Origin of the sequence: Pseudomonas sp. V98_8 (assembly GCF_029967975.1) — a bacterium.
Classification (GTDB): Bacteria; Pseudomonadota; Gammaproteobacteria; order Pseudomonadales; family Pseudomonadaceae; genus Aquipseudomonas; species Aquipseudomonas umsongensis.
This window is the reverse complement of record NZ_JASCAE010000073.1, coordinates 22,986-47,021: the sequence shown is the minus strand read 5'-3', so window position 1 is coordinate 47,021 and position 24,036 is coordinate 22,986. Positions and strand designations below refer to the sequence as shown.

Genomic DNA, 24,036 nt, shown 5'->3' with positions numbered 1-24,036 from the left:
ATCGTCAAGATTAAATTCCAAAACCCCTATCTGCGCATGCAGGTAGGGGTTTTGTCTTTGTGGCCATCGATAACCCTCTTGTAGGAGCGAGCATGCTCGCGAAGAAACGGAGAGCGCCACGGAATATCAGGCCCCAGCCTTATCGTTAACGCCCACCGTCGAAACGCCGCCCGGAGCATGCTCGCGCCTACACAACTTAAAGAAAATGACACGAAAGTGATCACTCCGTTTTGGTATGGTGCAGCTCGTTTTTTTAGCGGCCCGTTTTCAAACCAGGGATCGGTGTTTCTTTCCAAAGAGTTGCCACAGAAATGCCTCAGCCGATTCCGATCAAAGACCACGAAAAAGAGACGCGACTGGTCAACAAGCGACTGATGGCCTGCGCCTTGTTCGTCGGCGCCATTACCTGTGCACTGGTGGTGCGCCTGTACGTCCTGCAGGTGGTGGAATTCGAGTATCACTCCACGATTTCCGAAAACAACCGTGTGCATGTGCTGCCGATCACGCCTACCCGTGGCTTGATCTATGACCGCAATGGCGTAGTTCTGGCCGACAACCGACCCAGCTACAACCTGACCATCACTCGCGAACGTGCGTCCGATGTCAACCAAGAGCTGGACGAAGTCGTCAACCTGCTGCACCTGCCGGCTGAAGACCGCACGCTGTTCGACAAGGCGATGAAACAGGCGCGGCACCCGTTCGTGCCGGTGACCTTGTTCTATGAGCTGAGCGAGGAGCAGATTGCGGTGCTGGCGGTCAACGAGTTCCGCTTGCCGGGCATCGATGTCGAGCCGCAGTTCGTGCGCCATTACCCGTTGGGCGAACACTTCGCGCATTCGGTCGGCTATGTCGGACGGATCAACGAGAAAGAGTCCAAGGTTCTGGATACGGTCGAGTATCGAGGCACCCAATCCATCGGAAAGACCGGGATCGAAAAATTCTACGAGTCGCAACTGCACGGTCATGTCGGTTACGAGGAAGTCGAAACCAATGCCCAGGGCCGCGTGTTGCGCGTACTCAAGCACACGGATCCGGTGCCCGGTGAAAACATCGTCCTGAGCCTGGACGTCAAGCTGCAGGAGGCCGCCGAGCAAGCCTTGGGCGATCGTCGTGGCTCGGTGGTCGCGCTTGATCCGTCGACCGGTGAAGTGCTGGCCATGGTCAGCAACCCAAGCTTCGATCCGAACCTGTTCGTCACCGGTATCAGCTCCAGGGAATATTCGACGCTACGCGATTCCATTGACCGACCGCTGTTCAACCGCGTGCTGCGCGGGCTCTATGCGCCGGGCTCGACCATCAAGCCGGAAGTCGCGATTGCCGGGCTCGACGCCGGCATCGTCACGCCGCAGACCCGAGTCTTTGATCCGGGGTATTACCAACTCCCGGACTTCGATCACAAGTACCGCAACTGGAACCACAGCGGCGACGGTTGGGTGGACATGGACGCGGCGATCATGCGTTCCAACGACACCTACTTCTACGACCTCGCGCACAAGCTGGGCATCGATCGGCTGCATGACTACATGGCCATGTTCGGCCTCGGGGAAAAGGTCTCGCTGGACATGTTCGAAGAGTCTCCCGGCTTGATGCCGTCCCAGGCCTGGAAACGCGCCACGCGTCGTCAGCCATGGTTCCCTGGTGAAACCGTGATTCTTGGCATCGGCCAGGGATACATGCAGGTCACGCCGCTGCAACTGGCCCAGGCCACGGCCCTGATCGCCAACAAAGGCGTGTGGAACCGGCCGCACCTGGCCAGGACCGTGGACGGTGTCGCGCCCGTAGACGAGCATCCGATGCCGAACATCCTGCTCAAGGACCCACGCGACTGGGAGCAGGTCAACCACGGCATGCAGATGGTCATGCACGATGCCCGCGGGATCGCCCGCGCGGCGGCAGCGGGGGCGCAATACCGTATTGCCGGCAAGAGCGGTACCGCGCAAGTGGTGGCGATCAAGCAGGGCGAGCGTTATAACCGCGAGAAAACCCGCGAGCGCAACCGTGACAATGCCTTGTTCGTCGGTTTCGCCCCGGCCGAACATCCGCAAATCGTGATTTCGGTGATGATCGAAAACGGCGAGGCCGGTGGTCGTGTCGCCGGCCCTGTCGTGCGGCAGATCATGGACGCCTGGCTACTTGATCAGGACGGTCATCTCAAGCCGCAATACGCAGTGCCGAGCAAGGCACCAGGCGATCCTCACGTCTGAACCCTGCGTTCGGCATGGATGATCCCATGTCATCCATGCCTTGAAGATCGATCCTTTGTCAGGCCCTGTGTCGCGTTCTCCAATGTCGGAAAGCTGAGTGATCCAGGTCACGCTCCCGTGTAGGAGCGAGCTTGCTCTTGCAATGGAATGCGTCCAGACCTGTAATCAGGTCGGCTGTCTCACGGCCGGCTCACTGGTGCAGGATGAACGTCGCCAGGCTGTGCAGATCCTTCGGGCTTAACTGCGCGAAAGGCGGCATCGGGATATCCCCCCATTTGCCGCTACCGCCGTGCGCAATGCTGGACGTTACCTTGGCCAGGGCCTGCGGGTCGTTGGCGTACCTGGCAGCCACATCGTGATAGGCCGGGCCGACGACCTTGTGATCGATCGCATGGCAGGACAGGCACGCGTTGTTCTGCAGCAAGGCCGTGGCGTCGACTGTTGCCACAGGGGCTGGCGTGGGTTGGCCCGCCGACGGATTCGAGGCGGCTTGCACATCGGCATCGCTCGCCTTTGCACTGCCGTACGTGGCCGCCAGGTAGGCGCCAATAATGGTCACGTCCTGATCGCTGATCGGCGCACCGTACACGTGCTGCATCTTGCCCGCTTCTGCCGTCCACTGCGCCAGGCTCATGCCCGGAGGCTGGAAGCTGATGTAGTCGGCTGAATGGCAGATGGAACATTTCTGCTGGGCCAATGGGTAGCCAGGCAGCGCACTGGGTTTGAACGCAGCAGTTTCGGGCGGCAAGGTTATCGACAGTGGTGCTGCGCTGGTCATGCCAGCCAGGCAAATTTGCGCCGCGCACAGCCAGCGGGTCATGAATTTCATGGATTTCATGCAGCTCTCCTCAGGCGACGGTCACGTGGCTGGTTTCGATGACGTGGCGGCGGTAACCGGCAGGGTTCCAGTCGGCTTGCAGCGGTTGCGTCTCGCCCGCGCTGTTGCTGGCGCGCACCATCAACTGCGTGGCGCCCTTGCTGGTGAAGGTGATTGCCAGGGTCCACTCGCGGAAAGAAAAACGGCCAAGGTCCTGCCCGAGGGTGGCTTCACGCCAGACATTTCCGCCGTCGATGGATATTTCCACCTTGTTGACCCCGGCACCGCCATCGAACGCAATGCCCTTGAGCACCACGCTTTTATTCAACGGCAACACATCGCCCTGGTTAACGCTGGTGATGAAGCTGCGCACCGGTAGCTTGGAGATCGGCCGGGTTTGCGCCGGCGTGGTGCCGGGGGCGATGCAGAAGCAATCGTTATCCGGGACTCGATAACCTTTAGCCATGAAGAAGCCGTCGTAAACATGGTCGAGCACTTCGATCTCGCTCAGGTGCTTGACCCAGTACGTGCCGAAATAGCCGGGCACTACCAAACGTATCGGGTAACCGTTGAGGAAGGGCAGGTCGGTGCCGTTCATCGACCAGGCGATCATGGGTTCACCGTCCATGGCATGGCTGAAGTCCAGTGCCTTGATGAACTCCGGGGTACTTGGCAGCACGGGCTTGTCGAGGCCGCGGAACGTCACTTGCCTGGCATCGGTTTTCACCCCGGCCTTTTCCAATACGGCCTTGAGCGGCACCCCTATCCAGCGTGCATTGCCCATCGAACCATTGCCCAACTGAGCACCAAAGACGCGCGGCATCGAGAAACCTCTGCTGTTCCCCGAGCACTGATTGACGGCCACCACTTCTACCGGCTGCGCCAGCGTCTTGAGTTCTGCAAGGGACAGTGACAGCGGAGTGTCGACCGCACCCTTGACTGTCAAACGGTACGTATCCGGATCGATGCTGGTCGGGAAATTGGCCAGGTGATAACGCACGAAAAACGCGTCATTGGGCGTGATCGGCCCTTCGTTGAAGACTGCGAAGGGTGTTTCCAGGTGCGGTGGGCGAGTGGTCACCAGGGTCAAAGGCTGTTTTTGCGGGTATTGCACCAGCGGCCGTGGACCCGCCGCGAAGGTCACTTCTTCGGCGGTTTCGCCGGTTGCCCTGGCAATGCTTGCCAAGGGTGAAGCGGCCAAAGCCAGGGTGACAGCATCGCGTAGAACGCGTCGGCGGGTGAGCTTGCTGTTATCGAGAAAACTGAATTTCATTCTGCGCTCTCTTTGATTGTTTTTCTGAGATGCAACCGACAACCCCCGTCAGGGCTCAGAGGTATCGGGCTAGACGTGTCGCGTCACTGTTCGAAGAGCAAACCAGTATCGTCACGCGCAGGTTGTCTGCTTCTCATTGGGCGTCAGGGATTTAGCAATCGATGACAGTTTGGCGGCGCTGAGTCTTTCGGTGTCTGCTCCATGGCTTTCGCGGGCAAGCCCGCTCCCACAGTGACCGAGCTGAGTCAAAAAACTGGGAGCGATGCGAGCCTGTGGGAATTGGCTTGCCAGCGATGAACGATGCCCCGGTCCACCTGCCGGAACACAAGCGCCATGCGGCACTTGCCATCGCCCTTACGTTAACGTAAAGATTGCTCCAGGGCGCCGACGCATGAAGGCGCAAGGGCGGACGACCCGGAGCGCTTGATGACGCTAATAAAAACAAACTCCCCCAAATTGCACCGCGAAGCCCGGCTGGCCCGGGAAAAACTGCATCTGGAAGGCGAAGTCCCGGACGGCGTCCTGCGCGCGGAAATCGATGCTTCCTGGCGGCGCAGCCTCAGCCATGGCGTGCATTACAATGCCAAGCATGAGCTGGCGCTGGAATCGAGTGCCAGCGTCGATGTATTGCTGGCGAGCAATCGCCTGCTGATCGATGCAGCGTTGCCGGCGATCGATTACCTGGCCGAACGCCAAGGCAAGGAAGGGCTGATCATCCTCGCCAACTCCGACGCCACCATCCTTGCCGTCGAAGGTCGCGCCGACCGCCTCAAGGGCAGTGGCCTGCAAGACATCACCCTCGGCGCCTGCTGGAGCGAAGCCGCGCGTGGCACCAACGCCCTGGGCACGGCACTGGTCGAAGCCCGGCCAACCCTGATCGATTGCGGTGAGCATTACCTGGACCGCCTCAGTGACTTTTCCTGCACCTCGGTGCCGATCCATTGCCCCCAGGGCGACATCCTCGGCGTCCTCGACCTGACCCGCGAAGGCCCGCTGGGCCGCGCCCATGACAGCACCGCGCTGCTGGCCATGGCCGTCAGCCAGATCGAGAGCCGTGTCTTCAACGCCAGCTATCCGGACGAAATCGTCCTGGCGTTCCACAGTCGCCGGCAGTATCTCGAGTCGCCATGGCAGGGCCTGCTGGCGGTAAGCCTGGGCGGGCAAATCCTCGCGGTCAGCGCCCAGGCCTGTCAGCTGTTGCATGCCGAACGTTCAGCGCTGGTCGGTCGGCGCTGCGAAGAATTTCTTGGCGTCGATGGCCTGCAATTGCTGGCACGTCTGCACCAGGGCGGCGTCGGCAGCCTGCAGACCGCCAAAGGCGAATACTTCTACAAAACCCTGCGCGCGCCGCAACGTTCGATCAACGTCGGCAACCCACCCCGCAGCGTCGCAAAAACCGCCAAGGCGCAACCAGACCTGGAGGCCCTGGCCGGCAGCAATGCCCGTTATGCCCGTGCCTTGCGCATGGCCCGACAAGGCCTGGCCAACCAGTTGCCGGTATTGCTGTTGGGGGAAACCGGCACCGGCAAGGAAGTCATTGCCCGCGCCCTGCACATGGCCGGTAGCCGCTGCGACAAACCCTTCGTCGCGGTCAACTGCGCGGCGATCCCCGAAGGCCTGATCGAGTCGGAACTGTTCGGCTACCGCGAGGGCGCGTTCACCGGATCGCGCCGCGGCGGCATGGTCGGACGACTGCAACAGGCTCACGGCGGCACCTTGTTTCTCGATGAAATCGGTGACATGCCGCTGGCCTTGCAGGCCCGCCTGCTGCGCGTACTGCAGGACCGCAAGGTCGCGCCACTGGGCGCCGGCGAAGAGCAGGACATCGACGTCGCGCTGATCTGCGCGACCCACCGCGACCTCAAGCGCCTGGTGCAGGACAAGCACTTTCGCGAGGACCTGTTCTACCGGGTCAACGGCATCAGCGTGATGCTCCCGGCGCTGCGCGAACGTGAGGATTTCACTGCGCTGGTCGGCCGACTGTTGGTCCGGCTCGATGCGCCAAACGTAGTCCTGCACGACGACTTGAACCGCTTGCTCGAGGGTTATCACTGGCCGGGCAACATCCGCCAGCTGGAAATGGTCCTGCGTACCGCGCTGGCCATGCGCGAACCCGGGGAGACCGTGCTCAACCTCGATCACTTGCCCGACAGCATGCTCGATGACCTCAATGCCGGCGAACGACCCCAGGCCGGCAGTATCCGGGAAAACCAACTGGAGATGATCCGCCAGTCCCTGGACAGCCACCAGGGCAACGTCTCGGCCGCTGCCGACGCCCTGGGCATCAGCCGCGCGACTTTGTATCGCAAGCTCAAGCAGTTGCGCCCGTGATGCAGCGCCTGATCGTGCGGCTGATCGACAGCCAGAACCCCGAGGCCCTGCAGGCTGCGTTACGCTGGCTATACAGCTTTGTGCGCCCGCACCGCCTGGCGATTGCCGGGCTGCTGGGCCTGTCGGTCTGCGCCTCGGCGTTGGTGCTGGTGCAGCCGTGGCTGACCAAGTTGCTGATCGATGACGGCCTGCTGGCGCGCAATTTCCCGATGCTGGTGTTGATCGCCGGGCTGATGATCGTCGCGGGATTGCTGGGCACGGCGTTGTCGGGGATCAATCGTTACCTGCACACGCGCTTGTCCGGGCGCATGCTGTTCGCCCTGCGCGATGACCTGTATCGGCATTTGCAGACCTTGTCACCGAGCTTCTACGGCCAGCGGCGCATCGGTGACCTGATGTCGCGTCTCGATGGCGACGTGGCGGAGATCCAGCGCTTTGCCGTGGATTCATTATTTTCGGCGGTGTCCAGCGTGATCGGCCTGGTGGTGGCCGTGGCCATGCTGCTGACGCTGTCGTGGAAACTGTCGCTGCTGGCGCTGGTGCTGATTCCCCTCGACGTGCTGTGGCTGCGCTGGATGCGGCGCAAGGTCGAGCGCGATGTGCGCCAGTTGCGTGAACGCTCGGCGGACATGTCGTCATTCATGGTCGAGACGCTGCCGGTGATGAAGTTCATCCAGTCTGCCGGCCAGCAACAGCGCGAGGCGCGACGCCTGGAGAGCCTGGGCCAGGGCTACATGAGCCAGTTGCTGCGCCTGCAGGTCACCGAGTTTTTCACCCAGGCCGTGCCGGGCACGCTGACTTCGCTGTCGCGCGCCTGTGCGTTCCTGATTGGCGGGTATTGGGTCGTGCAGGGCACTTGGCAATTGGGCGCATTGATCGCGTTTTCCACTTACCTGGGGATGGCCGTCGGGCCGGTTCAGAGTCTGCTTGGGCTCTATGTCGCCATTCAGCGCATGACCGTCAGTCTCGGACGGGTGATGGAGTTGCGCGGCGAGGAAGCCACCGTACTCACACCCGAAACACCGAAACCGATGCCTAGCTCTGGCGAGTTGCGTTTCGACGATGTGCACTTCAGCCATCCCGGTCGCCCGACCACCCTGCGTGGCATCGAGGCGCGGATTCCCTACGGTTTGAAAGTCGCCCTGAGCGGCGGCTCCGGGGTCGGCAAATCGACCCTGATCGATCTGCTGCAACGCCACCACGACCCGCAGTCCGGGCGGGTGCTGCTGGGGGAGGTGGATGTGCGCGAACTCGACCTGTTCGAGTTGCGCCGGCGCATTGCCGTGGTCAGCCAGGACATCGTGCTGTTTCGCGGCAGCCTGGCCGACAACCTGGCCTACGCCGTGCCCGACGCCAGCCGCGAAGCGATCGCCGACGTCGCGCGGCTGGCGCAACTCGACAGCCTGATTGCGACCTTGCCCGAAGGACTCGACAGTCCGTTGGGGGAGCGCGGCCAGCAGTTGTCCGGTGGGCAGAAACAACGCATTGCCATTGCCCGCGCCCTGTTGCAGGACCCACTGATCCTGGTGCTCGACGAAGCTACCTCGGCGGTGGACGAAGCCACCGAGCGCGAAGTGATCGAAGCCATCGACCGCCTGTTTGCCGGGCGCACGCGCATCCTGATCAGCCATCGTCCCTCGACCCTGGCCGATGCCGATTTGCGCTTTGAATTGCTCGACGGCGTACTGGTGTCGAAAACGCTGTTGCATGAAGCCTGAGCCTTATGAAGCCTGAGCCTTATGAAACTTGAGCTGCGCATTGGTGTGGTGGACAGCGGTCACTCGACCGCGCAACGGGTGCAGGTCGTCGCTGGGCGGCGTTTTTCCCTGGTGGAAGACGGGCTGAGCGAAAGCGACTTGCGTGACGATCCGTTGGGCCATGGCAGCGCTGTGATCGAAGCCATCGGCCGGCGTGCACCCTCGGCACTGTTTTGCGTGGCGCAAGTATTCGACCGGCGCGGGGTGACCAGCGCCTTGCAGATCGCCACGGCCATCGATTGGCTGGTGGCGCAGGACGTGCGCTTGATCAATCTGAGCCTGGGTTTGCGCCAGGATCGCAACCTGTTGCGGGCTGCTTGCGCATTGGCGGTGGGCCAGGGTGTATTGCTGTGCGCGTCCAGCCCGGCCCAGGGGGAGGGGGTGTTTCCGGCGAATTATCCACAGGTGCTGCGGGTGACCGGGGATGCGCGCTGCGCCAAACTCGAATGGTCATGGCTCGACAGTGACCAGGCGGATTTCGGTGCGTGCGTGCACGGCACTTATCCGGGGCAGTCCGGCGCCAGTCTCGGTTGCGCGGCGTTGAGCGGGCACATTGCGGCATTCCTGGTGGAGAATCCCGACGCCAGCAATGAACAGGTGATCGATTATCTGCGCCACAACGCCCGTTACCGCGGCCCTGAACGGCGTATCGGGCCATGACCGCGATCGTCATCCTGGGCGCCGGGCCCGCGGGCGCGGCGGTAGCACTGGGGCTGCGACGACTGGGGTATGCGGTTACGCTGGTCAGCGAATGGCGGCGTTTTGCCGCCCTCGAAGGTGTTTCCCAGCGGGTGCTGGAGGCGTTGCGCGGCGCCGGACTGCAACAGGCGCTGGCGCAGGCGACGTTGCCCTCTCAACGGCAGGTGAACTGGAACGGCCAGCAGCATTCGCAGAACATCGAGTTCCTGCTCGACCGTCCGACCTTTGACTGCGGCCTGCGCGAAGCCTTGCGCCTGGCCGGTGTTGAGTTGATCGAGGGTCGGGTGTTGGTGGTCCAGGCACTCGCCAGCGGTCATCGAATCGAGATTGACGGTGGACAGGCAGTGATTGCGGACTTTCTGGTGGAAGCCCGTGGCCGCCAGGCGCCCGCCCTGGGTAAAGGCTTGCGCGGGCCGGAGACAGTCAGCCTGCTCAATCGCTGGCAGGGCACGCCGGGCAACACCGCCAGCGCCGTGGAAAGCCTTGAGGATGGCTGGGCATGGATGGCGCGACGGGCCGACGGCCAGTGTTATTGGCAATGGACGGTGGATGTGGCCAGCGCCGCTCTGCCGGGCAAGGCCCAGTTGCTCGAGTACTGTCGACAGCGGCGCCAGGCATCGTCGTTCGCCCAGGCGTTTTTCGCTGCCGACCCCGAGGTTGATTTGCAGTTGCATGCCCGCAGCAGCACGGCGATTCTCAGCCCGCAGGTGTGCGGCGACAATTGGATTCGGGTTGGCGATGCGGCGATGGCGGTCGACCCGTTGTCGGGCAACGGCATCTTCCAATCCCTGTCCTCGGCGTTGCAGGCGCCGACGGTGATCAACACCTTGTTGCGCAAGCCCGAGCGAGCGGCGCTGGCCCGGCGTTTTCATCAACAGCGGGTGGAGCAGCTGTTTCTGCGGTTTGCGCGGATAGGTCGGGATTTTTATGCCGATGAACAACGCTGGCTCAATCAGCCATTCTGGAAGGCGCGGCGGCAATGGCCGGATGCCGAGGTAGCCCATGCCGAGGCTGATTTCAATGCGCTGAAAATCGAGCGGGCGCCGGTGCTGCGTGAAGGGTTTGTCGATGAGGCCGAGGTGGTGATCACGGCGGATCAACCGTTGGGGATCTGGCATGTGCAGGGGGTTGAATTGGCGCCGTTGGTGCGGCGATTGCGAACCGAGCCTGCCGAACAAGCGCTGGCTGGATTGACTGTCGAGCAGGGCAGGATGATCAGGAGTTGGTTGTTGGCCCAGGGTTTCAAACCCTGAGATCTCTGGTTGTTCGGGCGGGCCCTATCGCGGGCAAGCCCGCTCCCACAGGGTTTTTTGGTGAAGCTGCAATCTACGACATCACACAAATCACTGTGGGAGCGGGCTTGCCCGCGATGGCGTCCGCAAGGACGCCGCCAATTACAGCTTGATCAACACCGACTTCAACTCGGTGTAATGCTCGATCGCCGCATACCCCATCTCGCGGCCGACCCCCGACATCTTGTAGCCACCAAAGGGCAGCGCCGGGTCCAGGGCGCTGTGGCAGTTGACCCACACTGAACCGGACTTGATCCGTGGGATCATCCGGTGCACCGCCGCCAGGTCATTGGACCAGATGCTCGCGCCCAACCCATAAGGGCTGTCATTGGCCATGCGCAGGGCATCGGCTTCGTCATCGAAGGGAATCGCCACCAGCACCGGGCCGAAGATTTCCTCCTGCACCAGCGAATGCTTTTGATCGACGTCGACGATCACCGTCGGCTTGACGAAAAAGCCCGGCCCGAACTGCTCGCCACCGCAGGCGATGGTCGCGCCGCTTTCACGGCCCTGTTCTATGTAGCCGTAGACCCGCGCCTGCTGCCGTGCCGAGATCAACGGCCCCATTTCCACGCTCGGGTCCAGGCCGTTACCCAGTTTCATGGCGTTGGCGATATCGCTGATGTCCGCCACCACATTGTCGAAATGCTTGCGCTGCACATACAGGCGCGAGCCTGCGCAGCAGACCTGGCCCTGGTTGAAGAAGATCGCGCTGGCGGCACCGGCTGCGGCGCTTTTCAGGTCGGCATCGGCCATCACGATCGTTGGCGACTTACCGCCCAGCTCCAGGGTCACCCGGGTCATGGAATCCATGGCGATCTTGCCGATCTGCTTGCCCACGGCGGTGGAGCCGGTGAAGGTCAGCTTGTCCACCAGCGGATTGTGAGTCAGCGCGGAGCCTGCGGTGATGCCGGTGCCGGTGACCACGTTGAACACGCCCTCGGGGTAACCCGCCTCGAGCACAAGCTCGGCGAGCTTCAGCGCGGTGAGCGGGGTTTCGTCGGCGGGTTTGAGCACCACGGTGCAGCCGGTGGCCAGGGCCGGGCCGAGTTTCCAGCAGGCCAGCAACAGCGGGAAGTTCCAGGCGACGATGGCGCCGACAACGCCCACCGCTTCGCGGCGGATGAAACTGTGGAACTGGTCGTTGGGCATCAGCGGTGCCGACACGTCGACCGTGGAGCCTTCGATCTTGGTCGCCCAACCGGCCATGTAGCGCAGGAAATCGATGGCCAGCTGCACGTCCATCACTTGCGCCACCGCCGCGCTTTTGCCGTTGTTCAGGCATTCCAGCTGCGCCAGGAGCTCGGCATCGCGCTGCATCAGGTCGGCGAGTTTCCACAACAGATTCTGCCGCTCCCGAGGGCGGGTGCGGGTCCAGGCCGAATCATCGAACGCCTGGCGGGCGGCGAGGACGGCGCGGTCGACGTCTTCCGGTGTGGCCCGTGGCACCACACACAGCACTTCGCCGGTGGCGGGGTTGTGCAGCGCCATGGTCTGGCCGTCGGCGGCCTCGACCCAGTCGCCACCGATGAGCATGCGCGGGGCGCGCTGGATAAATGCCGAAGTGGCGGGAAGCAGGTTGGGAAGCGACATGATGAAACCTCGTCTTGTTCGTGTGGCGAGGTCTTTCGCAATGGCTGTGCCAGATGTGTTTATTTGGGTGAAACATCGATTTGGTGGGGCTTGCGGGTTATTGACCAATGAAAAGGAGGTGAGCTGACGTCGCAAATTGCGACGCAGTGAGACATGCGAAGATCAAAAGATCGCAGCCTGCGGCAGCTCCTACAGGTGTATGCCGATTCCCGTGTAGGAGCTGCCGCAGGCTGCGATCTTTTGATCTTGATCCTATGCTTGTCTCAGAGTGCAACAGATGTCGCGATATTAGACGCGGGACGTCAGGTTTAGCAGTCGTCAATCACCCTGTATTTAACCTAAGCAATTGATAAAAAACACGATTCACAAGCTGGCACGCTCCGTGTATTGCTCATCGCAGACGTTTCTCCTGCCACCGTCAGCGGCTTGCCGCCGGCGGCAGAAACCCAAAAAACGATAAGCCACAAAAATAAGAAAGCACCGTGCGAGGTTCGACGTTGATGAAGAGAAAACTCCGTTCAGGCATGAGCGCCAGTCTGCTGGCCATCGCAGCTTGCGTGGCCCTGCATTCGCCTCACAGCCTGGCAGCCCGCGACGCCCAGACCATCCTCAAGGAAACCTGTCAGGGCTGTCATACCCCCGAAGCCGATAACGCCCTGAGCCGCATCAGCCACCAGCGCAAGACGCCGGAAGGCTGGCTGATGAGCATTGCGCGCATGCAGACCATGCACGGTTTGCAGATCAGCGATGAAGATCGCCGCACCCTGGTCAAGTACCTGGCCGATACCCAGGGCCTGGCGCCGAGCGAGACCGACGGCGTGCGTTATGCCCTGGAGCGCCGGCTCAACACGGTCGAGCAGTTCGACGACCAGACCAGCCAGATGTGCGGCCGTTGCCACTCCGGTGCGCGGGTGGCCCTGCAACGGCGTCCGGCCCAGGAGTGGGAACGCCTGGTGAACTTCCACCTTGGCCAATGGCCGTCCCTGGAGTACCAGGCACTGTCGCGCGACCGCGACTGGTTCGACCTGGCGCGCAAAGAGATGGTGCCGCTGCTGGCCAAGCGTTATCCGCTGGACAACCCGGCCTGGAAAAAATGGCAAAGCGCCGCGCCAAAAGCCGAAGCACTGGTGGGTGACTGGAGCTTCAGCGGTCACTTGCCGGGCAAAGGCGAACTGGCCGGTGTGATGAGCGTGAGCGCCGATGGCAGTGATACCTTCAAGGTCAGCGTCAAAGGCCAATACGCCGACGGCACGCCGTTCAACGGCGACGGCAGCGCGATTCTTTATACCGGCTACGAATGGCGCGGCAACGTCAGCATCGATGGCGTGACCATGCGCCAGGTGTTCGCCGCCCAAGGCAACGCCATGCAGGGCCGGATGTTCGAGGCAGAGCACGACGAGCGCGGCCTGGACTTCGTCGCGGCCAAGCAGGGTTCCCAGCGTTTGCTGGCGGTGCAGCCGGGCTATGTGAAGGCCGGCAGCGAAAGCGAAGTCACCCTGATCGGCAGCGGCCTGAGCGGCAAGCCGAACTTCGGCAAAGGCGTGGAAGTGCTCGAGGTCGTGGAGCAGAGTCCGGAGCGAATCAAGGTCAAGCTCAAGGCTGCCACCAATGCCCAGCCGGGCTTGCGCACAGTCACCGTCGGGACGCTCAAAGGGCCGAGCCTGTCGGTCTACAGCAAGATCGCCGAAGTCAAAGTCGTGCCTGAATTCTCCGTGGCACGGATCGGCGAGGGCGGTGGTTCGACGCCGAAAGTCCAGGGCCGTTTCGACGCCGAAGCCTGGGGCAAGGGCGCCGATGGCAAGCCTTATCGCATCGGCGTGTTCCCGGCGCAATGGAAGGTCGAGGCCTTCGATGATCGCGCCAAGGAAGATGAAGACGTCAAGTTCGCCGGCACCATGCAGGCCGACACCGGTGTGTTCACCCCGGGCGATGCCGGGCCGAACCCGGCGCGCAAGATGTCCACCAACAATGCCGGCAACCTCAAGGTGATCGCCGCCGTCGACGACGCTGGGAAATCCCTGACCGGCGAAGGCCACATGATTGTGACCGTGCAACGCTGGAACAATCCACCCATTCCTTGAGTGGTGCTGATCGACAGCGATTCAGACACTTTTCGGAATGACCGCACGCCCCGCCAAGCGGGGCCTGCACAGGAGGTTTGCAATGGGCGCTATCTTGAATCTGGTCGAACGCAACCTGCACGAAGTGCAGGTCGATGCCGACCGCATGCTGTTTCATATCCCCAGCAGTTCGCTGTTCGCCAGCGATGAACTGACGGGCACCATCATCGATACCCTGCGTGGTCCGGGTTGTACTTCGGACGACCTGATCCAGCGTCTGGACGGGCGTTTCAACGGCGAGGAGATCACCGAGACCCTGCGCGAGCTGATGGCCCTGGAACTGGTCAGCGACGGCTCGCCGCTGACCCCGGACATCGCCACCAAACGCGTCGAGCGCACGGCGATCAATACCGTGGTACTCAACGTCAACACCGGCTGCAACCTGAGCTGCACCTACTGCTACAAGGAAGATCTCGACAAGCCGTCGGCTGGCAAGAAAATGGACGTCGAGACCGCGATCGCCTCGGTGGAAATGCTGCTGCGCGAATCACCGGATGAAGAGCGTTTCACCGTGGTGTTCTTTGGCGGCGAACCGCTGAGCAACCGCAAGCTGATCGAGTACATGGTCGACTACTGCGAGAAACGTTTCCGCGAAGCCGGCAAGTTCGTCGAGTTCGTCATGACCACCAATGCCACGCTGCTCACCGAAGAGACCGTGGACTACCTCAATGCCCACCGCTTTGGTTTGTCAGTGAGCATCGACGGGCCGAAAACCGTGCACGACCGCAACCGCATCACCGTGGGCGGGCAGGGCACCTACGACGTGGTACGGCGCAAGGCCGAGATGCTGCTGTCGCGCTATAACAGCCGTCCGGTGGGCGCGCGGGTGACCCTGACCACCGGCGTCACCGACGTCGAAACCATCTGGGATCACCTGTTCAATGAACTGGGGTTTGCCGAAGTCGGGTTTGCCCCGGTGACGTCGGGCGATATCAGCAGCTTCAACCTCACCAGCGACGAACTGATCGAAGTCTTCGCCAGCATGAAACGCCTCGGTCGACGTTATCTGGAAGCGGCACTGGAGCACCGCAACATCGGTTTCTCCAACCTGCACCAACTGATCACCGACATCCACGAAGGCCACAAGAAAGCCCTGCCATGCGGCGCGGGCCTGAAGATGCTGGCGGTGGATCACAAGGGCGAATTGAACCTGTGCCACCGCTTTACCGGATCGAGCCTGCCGACCTTCGGTAACGTGCACAGCGGTGTGAAACAGGTGGAACTCAACGACTTCCTGTCCCAGCGCCTGGACCGCACCAATACCGGCTGCGAAGACTGCCAGATCCGCAACCTGTGCTCTGGCGGCTGCTACCACGAAAGCTACGCCCGCTACGGCGATCCGACGCACCCGACTTATCACTACTGCGAACTGATGCGTGACTGGGTCGACTTCGGCATCGAGGTCTACACCCGGATCATGGCTCACAACCCTGCGTTCATCAGCAGCTACATCACTCCGCGCAAGGCTCACTGATATGAAACATCTCAAGGCAATCAATAACAAAGCGTTGAAGCTGGATCAGGCCGCGGACGAGAACCGCATTGAAGAAGTGGTGGCGATGAGCTCCGTGGCGGGCTGTGCATCGACCACTGACCCGGGCTGGGAAATCGATGCGTTTGGCGGTGTGTCGTCGCTGTGCCAGCCGATGGAAGCCGACCTGTATGGGTGCTCCGACCCGTGCTGGTGGCCGGCCCAGGTGCCGGACATGATGAGCACCTACCCGGACTGGAACAAAGATGCCCAGGCGTCCAACGAAAACTGGCGCAACCTCGGCACTGTCTTCCCGAAAGACAAGTGATCAGATAATAAGAAGGATTCCAGCATGCACAGCATCAACGCCTGCGGCCTGGCCGCTTTCGCCCTCCTGAGCACCTGCGCGCTCAGTGTCCTGGCCGATGAAAACACCGCATTGCAAGACGGTCACGAGTACATGTTGACCACCAATTATCCGAACAACCTGCACGTGATCGACCTGGCCACCGACACCTTGTACAAGACCTGCAAGATGCCGGACGCCTTCGGTCCCGGCACCGTGCAGCTGTCGCCGGATCGCAAGACCGCCTACGTGCTGAACAATCACTATGCGGATGTCTATGGCGTCGAGCTGGACAGCTGCAAGCAGGTGTTCCACGCCAGCATCACCCAGAAACCGGGGGAGAAAGCCAAATCGATGTTCGCCTTCACCGTCAGCCATGACGGCAAGGAGCTGTACACCATCGCCAACCCGACGCTGATGATGAACGATCGCTACGAAGTGCAGCAGCCCCGGCTCGACGTGTACAAGACCGACGCCGGCATGGACGCCAAGCCGGTGCGCAGTTTCCCGGCGCCACGGCAGTTGACGATCATGCAGAGCGGTGACGACGGCACGCTGTACGTGGCCGGTGCGGATGTCTACAAGGTCAATGTGCAAACCGGCAAGTTCGACGTGCTGATCCCCAGCCGTCACTGGAAACGCCCGAACTACAGTGCGCCCGACGTGCTCTACGTGTGGAACCAGCAAACCTACCGGCATGATTTCTCGCTGCTCTACACCGCGGCGAAATTCAAGGACAAGAAGCAGGACCCGGCCACTGCCGAATACCTGTACGGCTTGTTCAGTGTCGACCTGAAGACCGGCAAGACCGAAACCACCGACTTCGGGCCCCTGACGGAAATCTACTTCAGCGGCATGCGTTCACCGAAGGATCCGAACCTGATGTTTGGCGTGCTCAACCGCTTGGCCAAGTACGACATCAAGGAAAAGAAGATGCTCCAGGCGGCGACGCTTGATCACTCCTACTACTGCATTTCCTTCAACAAGGAGGGCAGCAAGATCTATCTGGCCGGGACGTTTAACGATGTGGCGATCTTCGATGCCGACAGCTTGAAGCAGGTGGGCAAGATCAAGTTGCCGGGTGGGGATATGGCGATCACCACGGCGCAGATTTTTGTGCGGTAACTGCGGCGCCTGAACTGACGCCTTCGCGAGCAAGCCCGCTCCCACATTTGATTTGTGTCGTTCACAAATCCCCTGTGGGAGCGGGCTTGCCCGCGAAGAGGCCCTCAAAAACGCCGCAAATTCAAACCCCCGGCACCGGACACCCCAAATCCCCCTCCTGGCACTTCAGGTAAGTCTTGAACGTCTCCACCCGCGCCTTGGTCAATTCGGTCACGCAATTGCTGTAGATCAGCGGATAAACACTCCCACCCTCCACCCCGGAAGCCGAAAACTTGCACTCGGCATCGCGAAACGCAATCCACGAGCGCTGTGCACCCACCAGCAGCTTCTTGCTGTCGGGGTTCCCCTTCAAACGTGTGGTGATCTGCTGGTAAAGCGCATTCAACTCCTTGTCCGCCGCGGCATGCTGCTGCGCTGCACACTGGTTCATCGTGGCCTGGTCGCTGGCGTTATCGCAGTCCAGGGCCTGGGCCAGGGGAGTGAACAGCAAAGGTGTGAGTGCCAGAAGAAAGCGTGAGTACATGGAGGAGGCTCGCTGTGACGGGGGAATTTGCGCCAGTGTAGCGATGCAAAGACGACGATTTCGACAACTGACAGCGGATGAATACAACTTTCGGGCTGGACTTGTGGTCTTAGAGGCCTACTGTTGTTCATTACAGGAGGTGACGTATGAAACCAGTACCCAATAGTTTTGAACGCAAAATCATGCTCAAGTCGCCCCGCGCCCATGTATGGCGTGCCTTGGTCGATGCCGAGGCGTTCGGTCAATGGTTTGGCGTTGCACTTGAAGGCAGGCGGTTCATCGCCGGCGAGTGGACGCAGGGGCAGGTTACGTATCCCGGTTATGAACATGTGTTGTGGAACGTGCTGGTCGAGCGGGTCGAGCCCCAGCAATTGTTTTCCTTTCGCTGGCACCCCTACGCGGTCAATCCCAGGATCGACTACTCCCAGGAGCCCACCACGCTGGTCAAATTCGAACTTCAGGATTATGAAGACGGCACCTTGCTCAAGGTTTCCGAATCAGGTTTCGCTCACATTCCCGACGTACGCCAGAAGGAGGCGTATTACATGGACAGCCGTGGCTGGGAAGAGCAATTGAGCCGACTTGAACAATTCCTCGCCGAAAATGCCAAGGCCCGCGAGCGTGGGAGTGAGTGATGGCAGTGCAGCTATAGCGAATGTCTTACACGCGGTTACAACTATGTCGTCTGTTACATATTGGATCCGATGCGTATTCTGGCCCCATCCACTGAGGTACAGGGAGTGCTCTCAGGATCATGGATGATCGGCCATTGGCAAGGAATGCTGACGACAGGGAGTTGTAATGGTCTTGGAAGAACCCGCTTCGGCGGGTTTTTTTATGGGCGTCAGAAAAATCTGGCTGCTCGAACCGCAGTTCTCGCAGCCAGGATTTCCTTGTCAGCCGAGTTTCGCCGCCGCCCGCTCGGTGATTTGCGCTCGCAGTTTCAATGAGCCGGCGGCACGTAGACGAGCTTCCTCCAGCACGCTGGCGGGTGCCGTTTGCGGGCTACCGGCCTGAAATGGCGGCGCAGGTGCGTATTCCAGTTGAAGTTGCACCAGCTGCGCGGTGTCCTCATCGAACAGCTCTGCCGCCAGGGTCAGGGCAAAATCAATGCCCGCGGTAATTCCGCCACCGGTCAGCAGATTGCCGTCGCGCACCACCCGATCCGCCACCGCAATCGCTCCCAGTGGCGCCAGCAACTCGTGATACGCCCAGTGGGTGGTGGCGCGCTTGCCCTTGAGCAGCCCCGCCGCACCGAGCACCAGCGCCCCGGTGCAAACCGACGTCACATACCGTGCGTTGGCGGCCTGGGCCTTGATGAACGCCAGGGTTGGCTCATCCTCCATCAACGGCCCGACCCCGCTGCCACCGGGTACGCAAATCACATCCAGCGCCGGGCAGTCGTCAAAGGTAACGGTCGGTTTGAGCATCAGTCCGGTGCTGGCGGTGATGGGCATCAGGTCCTTCCAGATCAGATGCACCTTCACATCCGGTAGCGACGCCAGAACGTCGTACGGGCCGGTAAGGTCGAGTTGCTGCACCTGTGGAAACAACAGAAAACCGATCTGCAAGGTCATGGTGTATTTCTCCTGAAGTGGGTGGACGCCTTTACTGTAGGGGTCTAGGATTTGGCGTATCCGCCAATAACCCCACGAATTACGCCAACATGTTGAAAACCGTTCACGTGCTCGCCTTCGCCAATGTGCAAGTGCTTGATGTCACCGGGCCGTTGCAGGTGTTTGCGTCCGCCAATGACATCGCCCGCCAGCAAGGCTCGCCGCCCCCTTATGCGCCGTCGGTGATCACTGGCGGCGGCGGGGCGGTGATGTCGTCGGCAGGCCTGGCGTTGCTGGCCGAGCCTTTGCCCGAGCAGGGCAGCGACACCTTGATCATCGCCGGCGGCTGGGGCGTCTATGCGGCGGCACAAGACCCTTCACTGGTCAGTTGGGTGCGCGAACACGCGGCAAAGTGCCGGCGAGTGGCATCGGTGTGCACCGGGGCGTTTTTGCTGGCGGCCACCGGCTGGCTCGATGGCCGGCGGGTGGTCACCCACTGGACCCGTTGCGAACAGTTGGCGCAACAACACCCACGCCTGCAGGTCGAGCCCAATCCGATCTTTATCAATGACGGCCCGGTCTGGACCTCGGCCGGCGTCACCGCCGGTATCGACCTGGCGTTGGCGATGGTCGAAGCCGACCTTGGCCGGACCATGGCCCTGGACGTCGCCCGACAATTGGTGGTGTTCCTCAAGCGCCCTGGCGGCCAGTCGCAATTCAGCGTGACCTTGTCTTTGCAGAAAGAAGGTAACCGCTTCGACGAACTTCATGCCTGGATCAGCGAAAACCTCAGCAAGGACCTGGGCATTCCAACCCTGGCCAACCAGGCCGGCATGAGCGAACGCAGCTTCGTGCGCCACTACCGCGCCGACACCGGCCAAACCCCGGCCCGGGCCATCGAACAGATCCGCGTCGAAACCGCACGACGCCTGCTCAGCGATACCGGCGTGCCCATCAAGCGGGTAGCCGTGCAATGCGGATTCGGCAGCGAAGAAACCCTGCGCCGCAGTTTTCTGCGGGCCATCGGGGTGACTCCGCAGGCTTATCGCGAGCGGTTTTCGGTCAGTGCCGCAGCAGATCCAATAATGCCTTGAGTGTCAGCTTGATCACTCATTCGTTTCCGCCATCTGGTTGAAATACTTGGTCCGATCCGGTGTAAACGTCACGACCATTTTCGTGCGTGAACAGGTCAGCACGCGCTCTTCGCCCAGATCCACATCCAGATCTTCCCCGCGCAAGCCCTGCCATTGGGCGAGGTATTTGAGGGAGCCGTATTTCTCCAGCTTCTTCAGGCTGCGATTGACGCCACCTTTCCAGCCCAGCACCGGCAATTCGCCGGCACGGCATTGATGGGCGAGGTCGGGGAAGCGGGCAGCGCGCTGGCGGCCGACTTCCCAGCATTTGATCAGGCCCTTGTCGTGGGCGTCCCACAGTTCGTTGCGGTTCAGGCCGGTTCGAAGGGGGAGGTCGATGCTGCGGTGGATGCGTTGGGACATTCTTTTTCCTTGAATTCGGGTTTTGTTGGACAGCTCCGCTGTGCCCGTTGATTGGGGATGTTAGGTGGGGTTGTAGCGCCTGGCAAAAAGGTATTTCCGGGTGTTTTGTTTAAAAAATGTCGGACGCCGGCCTACACAAAACCGTTGCCGGACGTCAGATCTGTAGGAGCCAGGCTTGCCGGCGAAAGCAATTTCAAGGACGCCTTTGCCGGCAGCCTGGCGCCTACCGGTAATATTCAAGGCTGCCAAAAACCCTTCTCGCCGCTTAGCTTGCGATCCAGAAAACATGCCGCGCTGATCAACGCCAGGTGCGTCAGCGCCTGTGGCGTGTTGCCCATGTGCCGTGCCCGGCTGTCGAATTCTTCGGCGTACAGCCCCAGCGGGTTGGCGTAGCGCAATAGTTGCTCGAACTCCAGATGGGCCTTTTCCACCTGGCCAGCGCGGGCCAGGCATTCGACGTACCAGAATGAGCAGGCGGCGAATGCGCCTTCGGTGCCGGTCAGGCCGTCGATGTGTTTGTCGTCATTGTGGTAGCGGTAGACCATGCCGTCGCGCACCAGGTTTTTCTCGATGGCCTCAAGGGTCGCGAGCCAGCGCGGGTCCTTGGCGCTGACGAAACGCACCAGCGGCATCAGCAGCATCGCACCGTCGAGACCGGTGCCGCCGATGTGCTGCACGAAGTGCCCGCGTTCGTCGTTCCAGAAGTTTTGCCAGATGTCTGTGTAGATATCCTGGCGTGTCTGGTCCCAGCGGGCGAACGGCGCGGGCAACGAGCGTTTCGAGGCGAGACGGATCGCCCGGTCCAGGGCGACCCAGCACATCAGTCGCGAATGTAGGAAGTGGTGCTGTTCGCCGCGCATTTCCCAGATGCCGACGTCCTCCTGCTGCCAGGTTTCGCACACCTGATCGACGACTTCCACGGTGTGCTTCCAGCCTTCGTGGGAAATGGCTTCGCCGTATTTGTTGACCAGGTACACCGCGTCCAGCAGTTCGCCGAAGATATCCAGCTGGACCTGCGCATACGCCAGGTTGCCGATGCGCACGGGAGTGGCGCCGCCGTGGCCGGACAGGTGCGAGAGTTCGATTTCCGGCAGTTCCTGTCGGCCGTCGATGCCATACAGGATATTGAGTTTCATCGGTTTGCCGCGACAGTCGCTGACCCGCCCGCGCAACCAGCGCATATAGGCGTTGGCCTCTTCGGTGAAGCCCAGGCGCATGAAGGCATAGACGGTGAAGGATGCGTCGCGGATCCAGGTGTAGCGGTAATCCCAGTTGCGTACTCCGCCGAGGGTTTCTGGCAGGCCAAAGGTCGCCGCGGCGAGGATCGCGCCGTGTTTGCGCGAGGTCAAAAGCTTCATCGCCAGGGCCGAGCGGTTGACCATTTCCCGCCAGCGGCCGCGGTAGTTGGAGAGGCCGATCCAGTCGCGCCAGAACTTCAGCGTGCGTTCCAGGCATAGCGTTGTCGCCCCTTCCTTGAAGCGCGGATCGTCAACGGCACCCAGCAGGAACTCCGCGGTCTGGTCCTGCTTGAGGGTGAAATCGGCGACGGCTGCCTGCCCGTCAATGCGCAATGGCTGATCCGCCGCCAGGCGCAGGGACGGCTGGTCGGCGGCTTCGAAGATCACGTCCTGTTGATCCAGGCGGGCGAGGGTGTGGGCTCGCGCGTAGTCGTGGCGCACGGCGCAGTGCAGGTGAAACGTCCCTTGGCCGCTGACCACCCGGACCCGACGCATCAGCAGGGGCAGGTTGTCTTCGGTGTCGCCGATGGGCAACAGGTCGGTGATTTCCACCACGGCTTGATCACTGAGCCAGCGGGTTTGCAGCACGTTGGTGTCGGGCAGGTAGATTTGCTCGCGGCGGGCATCCGGCAAGTCCGGGGACAGCTGGAAAATACCGGCCTCGGGCGTGTCCAGCAGCGAACAGAAAATAGACGGGCTGTCGAATTCCGGCCAGCAGAAAAAATCCACGCTGCCCTTGTCATTGACCAGCGCGGCGCTGCGCATGTCGCCGATGATGCCGTGGGCGTCGATGGGGCTTTGGCGTTCGGGGTGATGGTCGGGCATTGGCGCGGGGCTCCGGGTTACATCGAGGACCTTAATAGCTGACTGGTTTGAGCGGTGGAGAGTTCATTAGTCTGGAGCACTGAGGGGGCTTCACATTTACCCAACAATTTGCAGTCCCTTATCGAGGCCGGACCCTATGGCCAATCCCTATCGCGAACTGTTCAAAGCCCCAGGCAGCAGGGTTTTCGTGCTGGCCGGGGCGGTGGCGGCGACTTTTGCCTTGGCCACGGCATTCTGTGTGCTGCAGGTGTCGCGGCTGTGGATCGGTTTGGCTGGCGCCGGGTCTTGCCGATGTCGGCGCTGATCGGAGGCGGCGCATTGTTGGGGGGGACTGGCGATTGCGGCGGGGGTTTCGTCCGCGGTTCAGCAGTGCAATGCTATAGCAATACCTGTAGGAGCGAGCATGCTCGCGATGAACGTCAACGATAACGCGGGGCATCAGACAGCCCGTGTCGCCCATGCGTCCATCGCGAACATGCTCGCTCCTACAGGGGGGGCATCCGACTAATTCCCCGGGGCGCTCGTCCGTTCTCTTAGCAGACAACTTTCGAGGAAAGCCCGGTGACCCCGCTGACATTGCTGTGCCTGCCCTATTCGGGCGCGAGCGCCATGGTCTATAGCCGCTGGCGGCGCAAGCTGCCGGAGTGGATCAAGCTGCAACCGGTGGAGCTGCCGGGGCGGGGGGCGCGCTTCGGTGAGCCCTTACACACCGACATGCGCCGTCTGGCGCTGCAATTGGCGCAGGAACATAAAGACACGCTCAGGGCGCCGTATGCCTTGTTCGGCCATAGCCTGGGCGCGTTGCTTGCGTGTGAAATGGCCCATGCATTTCGCTCGCTCGGCTGCCCTGAACCGGTGGCGCTGTTTGCCTCGGGCACGGCTGCGCCGACCCTGCGCGCCGATTACGACCGTGGCTTCGCCGAGCCCAAGACCGATGCCGAATTGATCGAGCAACTGCGCAGCCTCAACGGCACCCGCGAAGAAGTGCTGGCCAACCAGGAGCTGATGAGCCTGACGCTGCCGATCCTGCGTGCCGACTTCCAATTGTGCGGGCGCTTCGAGCCGCTGCAACGGCCGTTGCTCAACTGCCCGGTGCACGTACTCGGTGGTAGGGCCGACCGCGCCACCAGCGAGCAGTTGCTCGGCTGGCGCAAGGAAACCCTCGGCAGCTTTTCCGTGGACATGCTGGCGGGTGGGCATTTCTTTATCCATGAGCATGAAGCCAAGGTGCTCAAGGTGATCAAGGATCAGCTCGAGGTTCATCATCGGCGGCGTGCCATGGTCGCCGTGGGCTAACCCATCTCAAACTTCGCCCTATTCCCTGTGGGAGCGAGCCTGCTCGCGAAAACGATGGGTCAGCCAACATCAAC

Annotated in this window: 19 protein-coding genes and 1 pseudogene; 13 read left to right on the top strand and 7 right to left on the bottom strand. The window is 61.6% G+C overall.

Annotated elements, in window-relative coordinates:
* The first annotated feature begins 311 nt into the window (after positions 1-311).
* Positions 312-2,204, top strand: coding sequence for a penicillin-binding protein 2 (gene mrdA, locus QLG10_RS22635; RefSeq protein ID WP_282488065.1), 1,893 nt, complete (start codon positions 312-314; stop codon positions 2,202-2,204).
* Between the two features lie 190 nt (positions 2,205-2,394).
* Here the strand turns inward: mrdA and QLG10_RS22630 are convergent, their stop codons facing one another.
* The gene (locus QLG10_RS22630; protein ID WP_282488064.1) at positions 2,395-3,042 is read right to left on the bottom strand and encodes a c-type cytochrome; all 648 of its coding nucleotides are present in this window, start codon (positions 3,040-3,042) and stop codon (positions 2,395-2,397) included.
* A gap of 10 nt (positions 3,043-3,052) precedes the next feature.
* The gene (locus QLG10_RS22625) at positions 3,053-4,294 is read right to left on the bottom strand and encodes a molybdopterin-dependent oxidoreductase (RefSeq protein ID WP_282488062.1); all 1,242 of its coding nucleotides are present in this window, start codon (positions 4,292-4,294) and stop codon (positions 3,053-3,055) included.
* A 426-nt stretch (positions 4,295-4,720) separates the two neighbouring features.
* On the opposite strand from QLG10_RS22625, the gene QLG10_RS22620 reads away from it, so the two are divergent.
* From QLG10_RS22620 to QLG10_RS22605, 4 genes are read left to right on the top strand one after another with little or no spacing between them, the layout of a single operon-like run.
* Positions 4,721-6,625 (top strand): sigma-54-dependent Fis family transcriptional regulator, encoded by a 1,905-nt coding sequence (locus tag QLG10_RS22620; protein WP_282488061.1) that lies wholly within the window; start codon positions 4,721-4,723, stop codon positions 6,623-6,625.
* Positions 6,625-8,343 (top strand): ABC transporter ATP-binding protein, encoded by a 1,719-nt coding sequence (locus tag QLG10_RS22615; RefSeq protein ID WP_110749385.1) that lies wholly within the window; start codon positions 6,625-6,627, stop codon positions 8,341-8,343. The genes QLG10_RS22620 and QLG10_RS22615 overlap by 1 nt, the downstream gene beginning before the upstream one ends.
* A gap of 21 nt (positions 8,344-8,364) precedes the next feature.
* Positions 8,365-9,042, top strand: coding sequence for a S8 family serine peptidase (locus tag QLG10_RS22610; protein WP_282488060.1), 678 nt, complete (start codon positions 8,365-8,367; stop codon positions 9,040-9,042).
* On the top strand, positions 9,039-10,334 hold the full coding sequence (locus QLG10_RS22605) for an FAD-dependent monooxygenase (protein ID WP_110749381.1): 1,296 nt from the start codon (positions 9,039-9,041) through the stop codon (positions 10,332-10,334). The genes QLG10_RS22610 and QLG10_RS22605 overlap by 4 nt, the downstream gene beginning before the upstream one ends.
* 141 nt (positions 10,335-10,475) lie before the next feature.
* Here QLG10_RS22605 and QLG10_RS22600 read toward each other — a convergent pair whose 3' ends face one another.
* Entirely contained in the window at positions 10,476-11,966 is a 1,491-nt protein-coding gene (locus tag QLG10_RS22600; protein WP_282488059.1) for an aldehyde dehydrogenase family protein, read from the bottom strand.
* A 500-nt stretch (positions 11,967-12,466) separates the two neighbouring features.
* Here QLG10_RS22600 and peaA point away from each other — a divergent pair, with 500 nt between their 5' ends.
* The 4 genes from peaA to peaD all read left to right on the top strand — a co-directional run bounded on the left by peaA (position 12,467) and on the right by peaD (position 17,028).
* Positions 12,467-14,047 (top strand): quinohemoprotein amine dehydrogenase subunit alpha, encoded by a 1,581-nt coding sequence (peaA, locus tag QLG10_RS22595; protein WP_282488058.1) that lies wholly within the window; start codon positions 12,467-12,469, stop codon positions 14,045-14,047.
* A gap of 82 nt (positions 14,048-14,129) precedes the next feature.
* Positions 14,130-15,560, top strand: a complete 1,431-nt coding sequence (peaB, locus tag QLG10_RS22590; protein WP_179055902.1) for a quinohemoprotein amine dehydrogenase maturation protein — start codon at positions 14,130-14,132, stop codon at positions 15,558-15,560.
* Position 15,561: 1 nt separating this feature from the next.
* On the top strand, positions 15,562-15,885 hold the full coding sequence (gene qhpC / locus QLG10_RS22585; RefSeq protein WP_007971075.1) for a quinohemoprotein amine dehydrogenase subunit gamma: 324 nt from the start codon (positions 15,562-15,564) through the stop codon (positions 15,883-15,885).
* A gap of 24 nt (positions 15,886-15,909) precedes the next feature.
* A complete protein-coding gene (peaD, locus tag QLG10_RS22580) occupies positions 15,910-17,028 on the top strand; it encodes a quinohemoprotein amine dehydrogenase subunit beta (protein WP_188264640.1) in 1,119 nt (372 codons plus the stop codon).
* A gap of 121 nt (positions 17,029-17,149) precedes the next feature.
* Here the strand turns inward: peaD and QLG10_RS22575 are convergent, their stop codons facing one another.
* On the bottom strand, positions 17,150-17,551 hold the full coding sequence (locus QLG10_RS22575) for a lysozyme inhibitor LprI family protein (RefSeq protein ID WP_179055904.1): 402 nt from the start codon (positions 17,549-17,551) through the stop codon (positions 17,150-17,152).
* 146 nt (positions 17,552-17,697) lie between these two features.
* Between QLG10_RS22575 and QLG10_RS22570 the strand changes: the two genes are divergently transcribed.
* Positions 17,698-18,186 carry an SRPBCC family protein gene (locus QLG10_RS22570; protein WP_033042975.1) on the top strand — a complete coding sequence of 163 codons (489 nt, stop codon included), beginning with the start codon at positions 17,698-17,700 and terminating at the stop codon, positions 18,184-18,186.
* Between the two features lie 261 nt (positions 18,187-18,447).
* On the opposite strand, the gene inhA is transcribed toward QLG10_RS22570, so the two are convergent.
* Positions 18,448-19,128: an isonitrile hydratase gene (inhA, locus tag QLG10_RS22565; protein ID WP_248679197.1), complete on the bottom strand. Its 681-nt coding sequence runs from the start codon at positions 19,126-19,128 to the stop codon at positions 18,448-18,450.
* An 89-nt stretch (positions 19,129-19,217) separates the two neighbouring features.
* On the opposite strand from inhA, the gene QLG10_RS22560 reads away from it, so the two are divergent.
* On the top strand, positions 19,218-20,201 hold the full coding sequence (locus QLG10_RS22560; RefSeq protein WP_282488057.1) for a GlxA family transcriptional regulator: 984 nt from the start codon (positions 19,218-19,220) through the stop codon (positions 20,199-20,201).
* 12 nt (positions 20,202-20,213) lie between these two features.
* Here the strand turns inward: QLG10_RS22560 and QLG10_RS22555 are convergent, their stop codons facing one another.
* Both QLG10_RS22555 and QLG10_RS22550 read right to left on the bottom strand, forming a co-directional pair.
* Entirely contained in the window at positions 20,214-20,603 is a 390-nt protein-coding gene (locus tag QLG10_RS22555; protein WP_248679198.1) for a hypothetical protein, read from the bottom strand.
* A gap of 236 nt (positions 20,604-20,839) precedes the next feature.
* Positions 20,840-22,666 carry a glycoside hydrolase family 15 protein gene (locus QLG10_RS22550; RefSeq protein ID WP_282488056.1) on the bottom strand — a complete coding sequence of 609 codons (1,827 nt, stop codon included), beginning with the start codon at positions 22,664-22,666 and terminating at the stop codon, positions 20,840-20,842.
* Between the two features lie 136 nt (positions 22,667-22,802).
* Between QLG10_RS22550 and QLG10_RS22545 the strand changes: the two are divergent.
* Both QLG10_RS22545 and QLG10_RS22540 read left to right on the top strand, forming a co-directional pair.
* Positions 22,803-22,990, top strand: a pseudogene (locus QLG10_RS22545) (MFS transporter); the annotation flags it as partial.
* A 237-nt stretch (positions 22,991-23,227) separates the two neighbouring features.
* Positions 23,228-23,962, top strand: coding sequence for an alpha/beta fold hydrolase (locus tag QLG10_RS22540; protein ID WP_282488055.1), 735 nt, complete (start codon positions 23,228-23,230; stop codon positions 23,960-23,962).
* Positions 23,963-24,036: the final 74 nt, after the last annotated feature.